This window comes from Dyadobacter sp. CY327 (assembly GCF_021390415.1).
Classification (GTDB): Bacteria; Bacteroidota; Bacteroidia; order Cytophagales; family Spirosomataceae; genus Dyadobacter; species Dyadobacter chenhuakuii.
Window position 1 is genome coordinate 448663 of record NZ_JAJUXJ010000008.1, and the last position, 14664, is coordinate 463326.

Genomic DNA, 14664 nt, shown 5'->3' on the forward strand with positions numbered 1-14664 from the left:
CTAGATCGTCAAAACAATTTTCCCAAACTGCTGGCCCGAATCCATCAGACGCAATGCTTTTTCGGCCTCGTCCAATGGAAAGACGGTGTCGATGATTGGTATAATTTCTTTTTCCTCCACAAACTGGATCATTTCCTGAAACTCTGCTTCGGTGCCCATGGTGGTCCCGAGGATATTGAGTTGTTTGAAAAAAACTTTGGCTGGAACAATGTCGGTAATGTTGCCGGTTCCGCCGCCATAGAAGCAGATTCTGGCGCCGGGAGCGGCAATGTCAATTAATTTCGCAAATCCTGGACCGCCTGCGCTGTCAATAATAACATTAAAATAGCCCAGCTTAGGACCTCTTGCTTTGACTAACAGATCTCTGAACCAGGTTGGATTTTTATAATTCATCCCGCCTTTTGCACCCAATTCAATCGCTTTTTGAATTTTTTGATCTGAACCGGAAGTAACCCAAACCTCCGCTCCTGCCTCAATGGCAAACTGAATAACAAAGAGTGCAACGCCTCCGCCTGCACCCGTAACCAAAACTTTATCACCCGACTGAAAATTCGCGCGTGTATGCAGCGCACGCCACGCCGTCAACGCGCCAAGCGGCAATGTTGCGGCTTGCTCAAAAGAAAGATAAGCTGGCTTTTTGACCAGATAACGGGCTTCTACTTTGACAAATTCAGCAAAAGTCCCGTTATCCGGCAAGCCTAATATTTTATGATCCGCTCCGTAAAAAGCCTGATTATCACCCCAATTATGCGATGGATTAATAAGCACTTCCTTACCGATCCATGCCGGATCAACCCCTTCGCCCACTTCACTTACAATGCCAGCGCCATCGGAACCGGGGATGATGGGCGTCGTGATTTTGGGATAAAGTCCTTTTTGGATCCAGACGTCGCGGTGATTTAATGAAGCTGCTTTTAATTGAACTATCACCTCGCCCGGACCGGCTTGTGGTTTTTCAACTTCTTCTATAACCAATGGTTCGTGAAGATTTCTAATGACAGCAGCTTTCATTCATTCGGGATTTTAAATGTCAGAGTAATCTGTTGGCGTCAGGAAGAAGCTTGTGTTCTTCGAAACGTTGTTTTGATACTCAGGATTTACTTTTAGCTTATTCCACTCCGCATCAGATCCAAATGCTTTCCAATGTTCGTCACGTGAAGCTTTGTTGTCGAATGTGGTCATGTACATCAAATTCGGCTGGTGACTTCCGGCAATTACTTCTGCGTAGAAAACCGCATTAAAACCAAGTCGCTCAAAAAGAGGAACTTCGCCGCCGTCATTGAACATTTTTACTTTGTTCTGATAAATTTTTTCTGTGTGACCTTCGTAGCTGCGCAGTTCATAAACACGGTCCGCTTTTGGGCCGGTTAAGCCTGGTTTTTTGTGCATAGGCATTCCTGTAAATGCTTGAAGCACAATTGTTTCGTAACGAGCGTAAGGTGCGTTTTTGTACTCAGCATCAATGTAATCCTTTCCGGCTGATGCGTAGGCTGCATCTTTTGCAAGCGTTTTAGGCAGTTCAAGCAATTGTTCCAGGGATTTCAATGGCGTGAAAACGTAGATCAGTTTCCCAGCGGCAGCTGTATCAGAAGCAACAGGCTTGAAAACTCCTACATTTTTGATGCCGGCGCGGTGCATGGCAGGAATGTAAGCGTCTTTGAGATAATTTTCAACACGCGTTCCTTGTTCAGCGTTTTTGAGTTGATAAATTCTGATCTCGTAAAATTCTCTTTTGGGAGGAGCAGCTGCAATGCTTAATACGGCTGCCAAAAAAAATACTGCGGTAAAAAGACCGCTCTTCAAGTAACTTATCATCGGTTTGGTAAAGGTAATAGGTGGATCATTGTAGGAAAAAGTCTACTTAAATGCTTTCTACCGCTATACGCCACGAAAATAATTTACCAACAACATGTTTTAGAACTTCGGACAAGAAAGCTGCCGTTTGCTGCTCTTACTCCTTCTGGGTTTAGACTCAATAGGATCAAACACATAGGAAAGCGAAATCTCATGCGCACCACCGCTGCTGGCACCTAATGTAGAAATGGTTAAGTCGTAGCTATAACCGATTGAAAACTTGTCCTGTCTGTAACCCGCCAAAAACACCAGCGATTCGTGGTTATTAATGTTCTGCTCGTATTTTTTGAAAGGAATCCCGCGATACCAGACACCCAAAACCAACGGCTCAATGGTCGCATATAAGCCTGCATCGAACTGATCATATTTGCCTTGCTTTTTGTACATAATGGCAGGTGAAATCGTTTTTTCCTTATCAATTTCATCCCCAAGGAATGTATAACCTGCAAATGGAATCCTTAATCCGGCCTGGAAACTGGTTTTCATCGGTAACCTGGCTTCGGTCAGTGATGAAAATGCCTGGTTAGGACGGTTCAAATGGTGCGCCGAAATCCCGGCCCAATACCAGTCTGAATACAACATTAACCCAGACCCGAAATCAGCGTAATTTACATTAGGACCGCCTAATGCGAAGGGATCATCCGAAGGGCGGCCCGTAAGTCCGCCATTATCATATTGATCACCAAATGTCAGTCCGAAATAATCCAGTTTCCGGGAAACAAACCCGCCCTGAATTCCCAAACGAAGCGAAGTAACATCATTCAATTGGATTTGATAAGAATATTGAAGCGCAATGTCAGTCGATTTTAAATTACCTAAACCCTGGCTGTCCATCGTTACCAAAACGCCCAAACCGCTGTTGTAATTAGGCAGAAAAACATCTGCACCAAAGGAGGTGGTCACGAAATTCGCTGAAAGTGACGGCCATTGATTCCTGTAATTGATCGTCGCTCGTGGAGCGAGCGCACCACCCGCCAAAGCAGGGTTCAGATATAACGGATTGGCATAAAATTGAGAAAACTGCGGGTCCTGGCTCCAACCTTTCAGGCAAAGCAGTGTCAGTACAAAAAGGAGAAGTAAACGCTTTGTCATAAATATTTCTTATTGCCGCAAGTTCAAAAGCGGGAGGAAAACAGGCTCAAAAAAAATACAAAATTAAATTCACAAAATATCATCAAATTGCGTATTAATATTCAAATTAGAGTGGTTTTTACGACATTACCGCACAAAATTTTAACATTTTATTTTCGTTAGTAGTGTCAGGTAATCCGAATATTAATTGTGGTGGCGTGGGGTGTTTGAACTAGTAACGAAACATGGGGCGATTTTATAATAAGTACCAACAAATATTTTATTTAACATTCTTTCTGCTCCTGCTGACCACAATGTGTGCTAACGCACAGGATTTTGTGGTTCAAGGGCAATGCATGCAGAATCCCGATTGCGAAGCCGACTCCACTACATTCAGTGATACGCTCCGCACGGCCATTGCGTGGCAATGGACTTTTGGCGAAGGCGGCGCAACAGACACCCGTCGCATTGCGCAACATTCCTACTTAGCCCCTGGCTCTTACACAGTTACATTGTTAAGAACATTGAGAGGCGGTGCGCAGCAAACGGTTTCAAAAGTCGTTCAGATCGGTGAATTGCCGCCTGCTTTTCAGCAATGGAAAACGGACACAACGATTTGCCCCGGCGACACATTAATCCTGGATCCTTATCCCAATGGCGCACCCGATGGCGCCCGATATGTCTGGTATCCCAAAGGCGACACGACGCAAACTTTAAACGTCGATAGTTCAGGCTGTTACTCGGTGGAAGTTATCTTGCCTAATGGCTGTAAAATTCAGGATCGGATCAATGTCAAGATCTGTATGGAGCCAGCCAACCAGGAAGGCGCAAAATGGTTTTTTGGTGGAAATGCGGGCCTTGATTTTTCCAACAACCCACCCACGCCGATCACCGATGGAAAGCTCAATACGCCTGAAGGAACCTCATCCATAGCCAATTCCAAAGGCCAATTGCTGTTTTATTCCGATGGTATAACGGTCTGGAACAAGAATGGCGACCCGATGCCCTGTTTCGAACAGCCCAATTGTCCGCCGCTGAAAGGAAGCCCGAATTCCACGCAATCCGTCCTCATTGTGCCTCAGCCTACTTGTAAGGGTTGTGAATATTTGTTCAATGTATTTACAACTTCCGACATCAATGGTGAAAAGCTGCTGACGAAAAGCGTTGTGGATATGCGTCGGAACAACGGCCTGGGCGCGATCATTGAAACCAATACATTATTGCAGGAGCCAACGACCGAACGTATAGTGTCTGCACGTAATGACCGCGACAGCACTTACTGGGTTATTTCCCACGATTACGGCACGAATAAGTTCCGCATTTTCCACGCCACAACCGGCGGATTGGTAGAAAGCAGCGCGCCTGAGTTAGGAATGAAGCATGATAGCCTCGGAAAGGCCGAAGGTTATATGAAATTTTCTTCTCCTGACAGTGCCACCGGACAGCGCCGACTGGCGGTGATCATTCCGGGTCCTCCAAAAAATTACGTTGAATTGTTCAGTTTCAATGACTCAACAGGCACATTAACCTATGATAAAACGGTGGATCTGGGAGCCGCGCCGCCCACAGCTTATGGGATCGAATTTTCGCCCAGCGGGGAGAAAATGTACATTTCGTTTTCGGGCGAAAACGGCACCAGTTCTTATTTAAAGCAATACGATCTCACATTGCCCGACAGTTTGCTGACGGAAACTGCCATAACCATTGACAGTTCTGCCAACCGAAAATTTGGCGCATTGCAATTTGGTCCCGATGGCAGGATTTACATGGCGATTGAAGGCAGTGAATATCTGGCGGTTATTGGTGAACCGGAGGGGAATTCGCTTACTGGGGTGGAATATGAGCGCGATGGCGTGAGTTTAGGCGGCAAAAAAAGTCAGTTAGGTTTGCCGAATATGGTGCAGGATTTCACGCAGGAATCATCAGGTCCTGGTTTTGAGGCAAATGGTTTTTGTACAAATGAACCCACCACATTCGAAGCAAGCCCGATCTGCGATCCGATCGAAGACACTTATCAGTGGGATTTCCTTGGAGACGGCAGCTTTACAGCACCTTCGAAAGAACAAAAAGCAACTTACACCTATACAAAGCCAGGCACATACATGGTCCGCATGCGTGCGACCAATAAATGTAAAGACACAACAATTGTTCAGGAAGTCGTGATTTTCGAAACGCCTCCACCGATTAATCTGGGTGCTGATAAAGATACTTGCGGTGCATTTGTTCCTTTGGATATGGGCGTTCAGGCTGAGGTTTATGCCTGGATCAACCGCGGAAGGGTTGTAGGACGTGGAAAAACTTATAATGCAACTGCGACAGGCCGTTACATTGCCGTTGCATTCAATGGTCCGCAAGGCGAATGTTTCTCTGCCGACACCATTGAAATCACCTTGCGCCGCCCGCCAGCTGTGAGCATCGGGCCAGACACAACATTATGCCGCGACAGTTCAATTGTTCTCACCGTGCCAAGCGAAAGATGGATTGAGTTCAACTGGAGCACCGGCGAAGACACCAGAGACATCACAGTGGCTCAGCCAGGTTCTTATTTTGTGATCGTAAAAGACCGCAATGATTGCTATAATTCAGACACCATTCAGGTTGGCGAGCGTCCTTCACCGATTTTGAATCTCTTACCTGAATACGCGATATGCATTCCGGATGGACAGTCTGTTATTCTGGATGCAAACGGACAAGGCGTGCAATCCTATGAATGGCCGCATTCCGGCGACACCACGCGGACGGTGACTGTGGGTGCAGAAGGAACTTACACGGTGATCGCTGTCAATAAAGAAGGTTGCGTAGCGCAGCAAACAACTGAAGTTGTTGATCGCTGCGAGCCACGGTTCTTCATTCCCGATGCATTTACTCCCGATGGCGAAGGGCATAATGAGATTCTGGAAATTTTCGGGGCTTATTATACCAATTTCTCCATTCGCATTTATAACCGCTGGGGTGAAGTAATTTATGCTTCTACGAACATTGAAGATCGCTGGGATGGAACCTATAAAGGCCAGAAAGTGCAGCCAGGCGCCTATCCTTATGTGATCTCCTACGAGGCCCTTTACTATCCCGAGCGCGCCCCTAATGTGAAGCGAGGATCGGTAATGATCATCCGGTAAGCTTCTTTTTGCAGATTAAAACGAGTATTTTTTTGTTTATTTAGCCGATTATTATGCGTCAGGATTATTTATCCGGAGATAAAGAAAATCTTTCCAATACTGAAAAAGAAGTTGAGCGCGCATTGCGTCCGCTTACTTTTGATGACTTTACAGGTCAGGACAAAATTCTGGAAAACCTTAAAATCTTCGTTCAGGCTGCGCGTCAGCGTGGCGATGCGCTGGATCACGTTTTGCTTCACGGGCCTCCGGGACTTGGGAAAACAACATTATCTAACATTGTCGCAAATGAGCTTGGCGCTGGAATCAAGATCACTTCCGGGCCCGTTCTGGACAAACCAAGTGATCTTGCCGGCTTGCTGACGAATTTACAGGAACATGACGTATTATTCATCGACGAAATCCACCGCTTAAATCCCATCGTCGAAGAATATCTGTATTCGGCAATGGAAGATTACAGAATCGACATTATGCTCGATAGCGGGCCCAATGCACGCAGCATTCAAATAGGATTAAACCCTTTTACATTAATAGGTGCAACAACACGCGCCGGGATGCTTACTTCTCCGCTTAGGGCGAGATTTGGCATTAATGCGCGTCTTGAATATTACGACGCGGAATTGTTATCCACGATTTTGAAGCGTTCCGCAGCTATTTTAGGAACGCCGCTGGAAGAAGACGCCGCCTACGAAATCGCTCGTAGAAGCCGCGGGACGCCTCGTATTGCAAACAATCTATTGCGACGAACACGTGATTTTGCACAGGTAAAGGGCAATGGAAAAGTTACCGTTCAAATTGCTGAAATGGCATTGCTGGCGCTGGATGTAGATCAGAATGGCCTTGACGAGATGGATAACCGCATTTTGTCTACCATTATTAATAAATTCAAAGGCGGCCCCGTTGGAATTTCCACCATTGCAACGGCTTGTGGCGAGGAAGCGGAAACGATTGAAGAAGTGTACGAGCCATTCCTGATCAAAGAGGGATATATGAAACGGACTTCGCGCGGACGGGAGGTTACGGAGAAGGCTTACAAGCACTTAGGGATTCTGCCGACCTATCGTTCAGGAGAGTTATTCTGATCAAATACTCCGCGAAGTTTTAAGAATTAATCGCGAATTAACATTGAAATTTGTATTTTTGCGGTAAATTACTAACCGCCTCTATGATTGAAGTACTGGTTTCCGAAAAATTGGTTGTGAGAGTGCCCTGTGCTGTGATTGAACATAATGGAAAAGTACTGGCTGGACAACGTAGCGCTGCATTATCTTTCCCCTTACAATGGGAATTCCCCGGCGGCAAGCAAGAGAAAGGTGAAACGGACGAAGAGACACTCGCTCGCGAAATCATCGAAGAGCTTAATGTAGAAATTGAAATAATTGACCGGCTGCCCGAAACTTCCAAAGATCAGGGCTGGCGCGAAATTATCCTCGTTCCCTTCGTTTGCAAACTCAAAACACTCGACATTACATTAACCGAGCACGAACAGATCCTGTGGCTTACGCCAGGGCAATTGCCCACATTGGATTGGACCGAAGCCGACCTTAATGTGATCGAAAACTATTATGGCTATTTAGCGGCTAAAAAGTAGCCTTTGCCCCTTCTGATTTTCATTGAATTTCCCGTTCTCAAAAACCAGGTTTCCTGACACAAATGTATGGGTTACACTGGATTGGAAATTAACTCCCTCAAACGGCGACCAGCCGCATTTTGAATAGATATTACCCGGCTCCACCGTCGTTTGCGCATTCAAATCCACCAAGATCAGATCTGCCCAATAACCTTCACGTATATAGCCGCGTTTGCTGATCTGGAATAAGTCGGCAACAGCGTGGCTCATTTTCTCAGCAATTCTTTCAATCGATATTTTGCCGGATTTGTGTAGTTTCAACATTACATTCAATGTGTGCTGCACCAAAGGCAAGCCCGAAGGCGCCTGCCAGTAACCCTGCGCTTTTTCTTCAATGGTGTGAGGCGCATGGTCCGTTGCGATCACGTCAATGCGGTTGTCCAGCACGGCTTGCAGAATTGCCTCTTTATGGTGCGGCGCTTTGATTGCCGGATTGCATTTAATGTTGTGTCCAAGCGTATGGTAATCTTCGGCATCAAACCACAAATGATGGACGCAAGCCTCAGCCGTAACTAGCTTAGGCGTTCCGTCGCTCAACAAAATCTGCCCGTTTTTCCTGATTCCCGGCTCGAAAAGCACAACTTCATCACCCGTCGAAATGTGCAGGATGTGCAGCTTCGTGCCGTGCTTATGCGCAAGTCCGCTCGCGAATGTGGATGATTTCAGGCACGCTTCCTCGTTTCTTATCAATGCGTGAATGTTGTAAGGCACATTCTCGCCGTATTTTTCTTTGAAATGCTCCATTCGCTGCCGCACGGTTGGCTCGTCTTCGCAATGTGTGGCGATGATGCAGGGCGCGTTTGCAAATATTTTTTCCAAAACCTCCGGCGCATCCACAAGCATATTGCCCGTTGACGAGCCCATAAAAATCTTGATCCCGCAAACTTCGGCCGGATTGGTTTTCATCACTTCCTCATAATTGTCATTGGAAGCGCCCATGAAAAAGGAATAATTGGCTAGTGAAGTATCCGCACCGATCTTGTATTTATCTGCCAGAAGCGCCTGCGTGAGCGTGTTAGGAACCGTATTCGGCATTTCCATGAACGACGTCACGCCGCCTGCTACGGCTGCTTTGGATTCAGTGTAAATGTTTGCCTTGTAAGTCAGTCCAGGCTCGCGGAAATGCACTTGGTCGTCGATTACTCCCGGCATCAGATATTGGCCTTTTGCATCAATGACCCGATCCGGCGCAATGTGCTGTAAATCTTTTCCGATCCTTTGAATGTGACCATTTTCAATAATTACGTCAAACTCATGGATCTCATTCTCATTGACAACTTGGGCATTTACGATCAGCGTGGTCATTCGGGGGTGAATTTTGATGTGATGCAAAGTTATTTAAAACAACCAAAAATGAATCTGAAAAAATTTTTAAGTGATTTCACCGACCTTATTTTCCCAAGATGTTGCGAAGCCTGCGACAGCCCGCTCGTCGGTAACGAAGCCACCATATGCACTTCCTGCATGATTTCCCTGCCCAGGATTCATCTCCACGGCCTGCATCAGGATGTCATTCGTTACAAGTTTGTAAATGTTCCCGAAGTGGCTCTGACGCATTCTTTTTTGCTTTTTACCAAAAAAGGAAAAGTGCAGCGCCTGCTGCATGCATTGAAATATAAAGGAAATCAGGATGTGGGGTTGCTGCTGGGCTTTATGTTTGGGCAGGAAATGATGACAGCAGGAATGCTTCCCGAAGCCGAAATGATCATTAGCGTGCCTTTACATGCTAAGAAAAAGAAATCAAGAGGTTATAATCAAAGCGATTTGCTGGCAGAAGGTTTTGCTAACGCAACCGGCATTCCGTGGTCAGCAACGATTTTGGAACGAACAAAACACACCGCCACGCAAACGGGCAAAAGCAAAACAGAACGAAGGGAGAATGTAAAAGGGGTTTTTGCCGTGAAAGATCACATTGATTACAAAAACGTAATTATTATCGACGATGTGCTCACTACGGGCGCGACGCTTGAAGAATGCGTGCAGACATTGAAACTCGCAGGTTGCGAATCATTCACAATCCTCACCATTGCATTGGCAGAGCATTAAAAAAGGCGTTGCCCGATGAGCAACGCCTTCCATATATCCTTTTAAATCTAATCCTATTCTTTACGACTTCCAGTTGCGATCATTGCGCAACGGAAACCTACCATTGCAGTCGCTGAATCCTGATCCATGTAGCGACGTGTTCCTGGTGATAACCAGTATGCAACGTCCGACCAGGAACCACCTTTGTAAACTCTCAAATTATCGTTTACCAGGGAGTTGCTGTTTTTGTTATCGTAATTTTTAGCCTCATCCTGATATCCATCGCGACGGAAAGAGTTCAAATCATTTACATCGCTGTTTGAAAGCGGACGATAAACGTCATAAACCCATTCGCTTACGTTTCCAGCCATGTCATAAAGACCATTGTCGTTGGCAGGATACGAGCGAATTTCCTGTGTAATGATCGCTCCGTCGTTGGATTTACCTGCGATACCCGCGTAGTCACCAGGACCACGTTTGAAGTTGGCAAGCATTGTTCCCTGCTTACGGCCACGTGGCTGACGCATTGTGGAACCGTCCCATGGATAAATACGCTGGTTGGATTGATTTTCATCAGAATATTGTGTTCCAATCATCGCAATCGCAGCATATTCAAATTCTGCTTCTGTTGGAAGACGGTAAGGAGGCATTACGTAACCACTTTCAATTCTAAGCTGTGGTGCCGGTGCATCCGTCGCTGCAACTGCCGCGTCTGCCGCTGCTGCATCTTTTTTCTTCTTGCCAAAAGAGAATCCTTTTTTCTTCTTAGGACCCGCTGCTGCTTGTCCGGCTGTGTTGTTAGCCTGACTTACTGCCGCCGTTCTCCAAGCGCAATAATCATTCGCTTGAACCCACGACACACCCACAACCGGATACAGGCGGAAGCCTGGGTGACGCAAATACATGGTCACATATGAATCGTTGAATGATAATTCATTGTACCAAACGTTGGTATCAGGTAATGCTTTACTGTAAAATTCCTCAGATGAATCTCTTTGAACTGCGTTTAGATATTCAAGATAATGGACATTTGCCACCTCTGTCTGGTCCATGTAAAAGGATTGGATACTGACAGTACGCTTTGGATTGTCCCGTCTTCCCATCACTTCCTCTTCCAAAGAACCCATTGTAAACCGGCCGCCTTCGATATAAACAAGGTCGGGGCCTGCTGGCAATGCTTTGTACTGTTTAACCTCGAACCCGTCTTTGCCATTGTAAGCCAAACCCGTTTTAGAGCTTGTTTTACCAGGTTTAAGACTGGTTGGTCGTTTCTTTTTACTACAGGCAGTAGCCGCTAATAACACAATCAGAATCAACGCGATCGACCGGATACCCATCTTATGCATGCAAATCATTGCTTTAAAGTGACTTAAGTGTTTGGTATTTTTATAGTATGCGAAATCGCAAATGTAAGAAATGAAAAGAAATTATTTTTAAAAATCAATTATTGGTCACATTGCATTAATCAAATAAACCTGTTAGTGCGATCCGATCAATGAGAGCCTGTCATCGTGACCCGGTCATCTCCATCAGAACCTTTCTAGCTTGTTCAATGCTTTTAATGTCTTCACAAATGAGCATTAACTTGCCTTTCTGGTCTTTTAAAGCAATTTTTCTTGGGTGTTGTTTAATGTAATCAATCACCTGCCCGAACTTCGGAGACTGAAAGAATTCGTCGTTCTGCGAAGTAACGAAGTAGCCTTTCAATGTATTGCTTTTCAAAGTTAATTTTTCGAAGTGCAAAAGCTCTGCTTCCCAGCGCAAACGGACGGTTTTCAACAGATCTTCCACTTCGCCAGGAACCGGGCCAAACCGGTCGAGGATCTCTTTCTCGAATTTGGTAAGCTCCTCTTCCGTCGAAATGTTGTCGAGGCGGGTATATAACGACAATCTTTCTGAAATATTTTTGACATAATCATCAGGAATCAGTGTCGCAAAATCAGTTTCGATCTGGCAATCCGGAACCAACTTAGAAGGCAAGCCTAAGGCATTGGAGAACAGATCCTTAAACTCATTATTTTTCAATTCTGAAACGGCTTCGTCCAGCATTTTGTGATATAGCTCATAGCCCAGATCATTCACAAAACCGCTCTGCTCCGCACCCAGCAGGTTCCCTGCGCCGCGAATGTCCAAATCGCGCATAGCCACCTTGAAACCATCCCCCAACTCAGAAAACTCTTCCAGTGTCTGCAGACGTTTCCGCGAATCGCTCGCTAATGTGGAAACAGAAGGGGTTAGCAAATAACAGAAAGCTTTTCTATTGGAACGTCCTACACGCCCGCGCATCTGGTGCAAGTCGGACAAACCAAACATGTGCGCCGAATTAATAATAATGGTGTTCGCATTCGCAATATCAATTCCAGACTCGATAATGTTGGTCGAAACAAGAACATCATATTCGCCTTCGATGAAATTAACCATCACTTTTTCGAGCTTATCCCCATCCATTTGCCCGTGAGCGATCCCTATGCGCACGTCAGGAACGAGGCGTAAAACAATGTTGGCAATAGATTCAATGTCGTTAACCCGGTTGTGAACAAAGAAAACCTGTCCGCCGCGCTGCACTTCAAAGCTGATCGCATCCCTAATGAACTCTTCACTGAATGTATGCACTTCCGTCGTAACCGGCTGACGGTTAGGTGGTGGCGTAGCGATAACAGAAAGGTCGCGTGCGCCCATAAGCGAGAAATGCAATGTTCTCGGGATCGGCGTTGCCGTTAATGTCAGCACGTCCACATTCACCCGCATTTCCTTTAATCTGTCTTTGGCCTTAACCCCAAATTTCTGCTCCTCATCGACAATTAAGAGCCCCAAATCCTTGAATTTCACATCCTTATTCAGAATGCGGTGCGTGCCTATCAATATGTCAATCTTGCCTTCTTCGGCTTGTTTCAGCGTTTCTTTGATTTCTTTGGGAGATTTGAAACGGTTGATATAACCTACTTTTGCAGGAAAATCGCCTAATCGTTCACTGAATGTCTTGAAATGCTGCATCGCCAAAATGGTCGTCGGCACCAGTACAGCAACCTGCTTACTGTCGCAAACGGCCTTAAAAGCCGCGCGGATCGCGATTTCGGTTTTACCAAAACCCACGTCCCCGCAAACCAGCCGGTCCATCGGATGCGCTTTTTCCATATCCTCTTTTACATTGGCTGTCGCCGTGGCCTGGTCGGGCGTATCTTCGTATAAAAAGGACGATTCCAGCTCGGCTTGCATATAATTGTCGGGCGAGAACGGAAATCCCGGTGCCTGGCGACGCTTGGCATAAAGCGCAATGAGCTCGTGCGCAATGTCTTTCAGCTGCTTCTTAACCTTCGATTTTTTAGCTTCCCACTCGCCCGAGCCCAATTTGCTCATGGCGGGCGGCGTGCCCTCCTTACCCGTGTATTTTGCGATTTTGTGCAGGTTATGCACACTCACATAAAGCAAATCATTGTCTCTGTAAATCAGCCGGATCGCCTCCTGTTCCTTGCCATTTACGTCCTTCCGCTCCATGCCTGCGAAGCGGCCGATTCCATAATCCACATGGGTTACAAAGTCGCCCGGATGCAGCGATTTAAGCTCTTTGAGCGTGATCGCCTTTGATTTGCTGAATTTTTCTTTAAGTCGGTATTTATGAAAACGAGCAAAAATCTGGTGATCGGTGTAGCAAACCACCTTTAAGTTATCATCCACAAATCCTTCCCGCAGCGAAATGTGCATTGGTCGGAATTTTACAAATGGATCCAGGTCTTCAAAAATCCTTTCGAGCCGGTCGAGCTGCTTGGGCTGCTCGGCAACGATAATGTTGACATAACCTTTCGATTGGTTTTCGGAAAGATCGTCGAGCAGTCTTTTGAAATCCTTATTAAATGAAGGCTGCGGTTTGGAAGAATAAGGAAGCTTGTTTTCTGTTTTGAAATAACCTTTTTTACCAAATTCAACGGTTTTGAACTTCTTAACCTGGTTCAGAAATCCCCTGCGCGTTTCGAAAAGGTCCTGCGGATTGGAAACGATCTGAATGCCGCCTCCGGTCACTTCCTGCAAGGCTTTTTCCGCTTTCTCAAAACAACTTTCAATGATTTCCAATGTCAGCTCGGCATCCTTAAACCAGAGAACCGTCTCCGGCGCAAAGAAATTAAGGAACGATTCCCGCGTTTCCTGTGACAATTTCTGCTGAATGTCCGGAACAATGTTGATCTGCTTCGCACTCTCGATCGAAAGCTGTGTATCCGGGTCAAAAGAACGGATGCTCTCCACCTCATCGCCAAACAATTCAATACGGAACGGATGCTCATTAGCAAATGAAAATACATCCAAAATCCCTCCACGCACAGAAAACTGACCTGCTTCAAACACAAAATCCGTAATCTCGAAGCCGTAACTGGTCAGAAACTCCGTCAAAAATGACGGATCAAGCTTCTCGCCCACTTTCACCGAAAATGTATTGGCTTTCAGCGACCGTTTATTGATCACTTTTTCAAACAATGCTTCCGGATAAGTGACGATTTGGGTGGGCAATGATTTGCTGCCGCTCAGCTTGTTCAGGATTTCGCCGCGCATGAGGACATTGGCATTATCCACTTCCTCGTAATGATAAGGGCGTTTATAGGAGGTCGGGTAGAACAAAACTTCCGTTTTGCCGATCAGATTCTGCAAGTCATTCTGAAAATAAGCAGCCTCTTCCCTGTCGCTCAAAATGTAAACGGCCGGGCTCTTCTTTTTTTCCTGGATAGACGCGGCCACAACCGCATCCAGGCTCCCAACCAATCCTTTGATCTGTACATGTGCCGCTTCGGGATCTTTTGAGGCAATTTGCGTACTCAGGATATCGAGATAACTGTCTCCTTTGTAGAGTGTTAGTAAGTCTTTAACTTCCAATTATGTATCGTAAATAAAGCGGTGTTCGCTAAGTGAATGTAAATGCAAAAAGCCGTTTCAGGATTTTCCCTGACCGGCATTTTAAATAACAACGGTTTTATACAAAAT

General features: G+C 45.9%; 10 protein-coding genes. 4 read left to right on the top strand and 6 right to left on the bottom strand.

Going from position 1 to position 14664, the window contains the following annotated elements:
- The 3 genes from LZG74_RS24860 to LZG74_RS24870 all read right to left on the bottom strand — a co-directional run bounded on the left by LZG74_RS24860 (position 1) and on the right by LZG74_RS24870 (position 2946).
- On the bottom strand, positions 1 to 1011 hold the full coding sequence (locus tag LZG74_RS24860) for an alcohol dehydrogenase catalytic domain-containing protein (RefSeq protein WP_233799157.1): 1011 nt from the start codon (positions 1009 to 1011) through the stop codon (positions 1 to 3).
- A gap of 12 nt (positions 1012 to 1023) precedes the next feature.
- Positions 1024 to 1815, bottom strand: coding sequence for an NIPSNAP family protein (locus tag LZG74_RS24865; protein WP_409014526.1), 792 nt, complete (start codon positions 1813 to 1815; stop codon positions 1024 to 1026).
- Between the two features lie 99 nt (positions 1816 to 1914).
- Positions 1915 to 2946, bottom strand: a complete 1032-nt coding sequence (locus LZG74_RS24870) for a type IX secretion system membrane protein PorP/SprF (RefSeq protein WP_026631933.1) — start codon at positions 2944 to 2946, stop codon at positions 1915 to 1917.
- 335 nt (positions 2947 to 3281) lie between these two features.
- On the opposite strand from LZG74_RS24870, the gene LZG74_RS24875 reads away from it, so the two are divergent.
- The 3 genes from LZG74_RS24875 (at position 3282) to LZG74_RS24885 (ending at position 7632) form a co-directional block, all read left to right on the top strand.
- Positions 3282 to 6044, top strand: a complete 2763-nt coding sequence (locus tag LZG74_RS24875; protein ID WP_233799159.1) for a PKD domain-containing protein — start codon at positions 3282 to 3284, stop codon at positions 6042 to 6044.
- A 53-nt stretch (positions 6045 to 6097) separates the two neighbouring features.
- On the top strand, positions 6098 to 7123 hold the full coding sequence (ruvB, locus tag LZG74_RS24880) for a Holliday junction branch migration DNA helicase RuvB (RefSeq protein WP_233799160.1): 1026 nt from the start codon (positions 6098 to 6100) through the stop codon (positions 7121 to 7123).
- Between the two features lie 83 nt (positions 7124 to 7206).
- Complete coding sequence (locus LZG74_RS24885) at positions 7207 to 7632, top strand: (deoxy)nucleoside triphosphate pyrophosphohydrolase (protein ID WP_233799161.1); 426 nt, start codon at positions 7207 to 7209, stop codon at positions 7630 to 7632.
- On the opposite strand, the gene LZG74_RS24890 is transcribed toward LZG74_RS24885, so the two are convergent.
- The gene (locus tag LZG74_RS24890) at positions 7615 to 8976 is read right to left on the bottom strand and encodes a dihydroorotase (RefSeq protein WP_233799162.1); all 1362 of its coding nucleotides are present in this window, start codon (positions 8974 to 8976) and stop codon (positions 7615 to 7617) included. The two genes, LZG74_RS24885 and LZG74_RS24890, sit on opposite strands and share 18 nt — an antisense overlap.
- Positions 8977 to 9024: 48 nt before the next feature.
- On the opposite strand from LZG74_RS24890, the gene LZG74_RS24895 reads away from it, so the two are divergent.
- Entirely contained in the window at positions 9025 to 9717 is a 693-nt protein-coding gene (locus LZG74_RS24895) for a ComF family protein (protein ID WP_233799163.1), read from the top strand.
- A 53-nt stretch (positions 9718 to 9770) separates the two neighbouring features.
- On the opposite strand, the gene LZG74_RS24900 is transcribed toward LZG74_RS24895, so the two are convergent.
- A complete protein-coding gene (locus tag LZG74_RS24900) occupies positions 9771 to 11042 on the bottom strand; it encodes an SUMF1/EgtB/PvdO family nonheme iron enzyme (protein ID WP_026631927.1) in 1272 nt (423 codons plus the stop codon).
- A 160-nt stretch (positions 11043 to 11202) separates the two neighbouring features.
- Positions 11203 to 14556 carry a transcription-repair coupling factor gene (gene mfd / locus LZG74_RS24905; protein WP_233799164.1) on the bottom strand — a complete coding sequence of 1118 codons (3354 nt, stop codon included), beginning with the start codon at positions 14554 to 14556 and terminating at the stop codon, positions 11203 to 11205.
- Positions 14557 to 14664 lie beyond the last annotated feature (108 nt).

Bases quoted from the DNA above. Each gene is read 5' to 3' on its own strand.
- LZG74_RS24860 (WP_233799157.1), bottom strand. From the start codon at position 1,011: ATGAAAGCTGCTGTCATTAGAAATCTTCACGAACCATTGGTTATAGAA.
- LZG74_RS24865 (WP_409014526.1), bottom strand. From the start codon at position 1,815: ATGATAAGTTACTTGAAGAGCGGTCTTTTTACCGCAGTATTTTTTTTG.
- LZG74_RS24870 (WP_026631933.1), bottom strand. From the start codon at position 2,946: ATGACAAAGCGTTTACTTCTCCTTTTTGTACTGACACTGCTTTGCCTG.
- LZG74_RS24875 (WP_233799159.1), top strand. From the start codon at position 3,282: ATGCAGAATCCCGATTGCGAAGCCGACTCCACTACATTCAGTGATACG.
- ruvB (WP_233799160.1), top strand. From the start codon at position 6,098: ATGCGTCAGGATTATTTATCCGGAGATAAAGAAAATCTTTCCAATACT.
- LZG74_RS24885 (WP_233799161.1), top strand. From the start codon at position 7,207: ATGATTGAAGTACTGGTTTCCGAAAAATTGGTTGTGAGAGTGCCCTGT.
- LZG74_RS24890 (WP_233799162.1), bottom strand. From the start codon at position 8,976: ATGACCACGCTGATCGTAAATGCCCAAGTTGTCAATGAGAATGAGATC.
- LZG74_RS24895 (WP_233799163.1), top strand. From the start codon at position 9,025: ATGAATCTGAAAAAATTTTTAAGTGATTTCACCGACCTTATTTTCCCA.
- LZG74_RS24900 (WP_026631927.1), bottom strand. From the start codon at position 11,042: ATGCATAAGATGGGTATCCGGTCGATCGCGTTGATTCTGATTGTGTTA.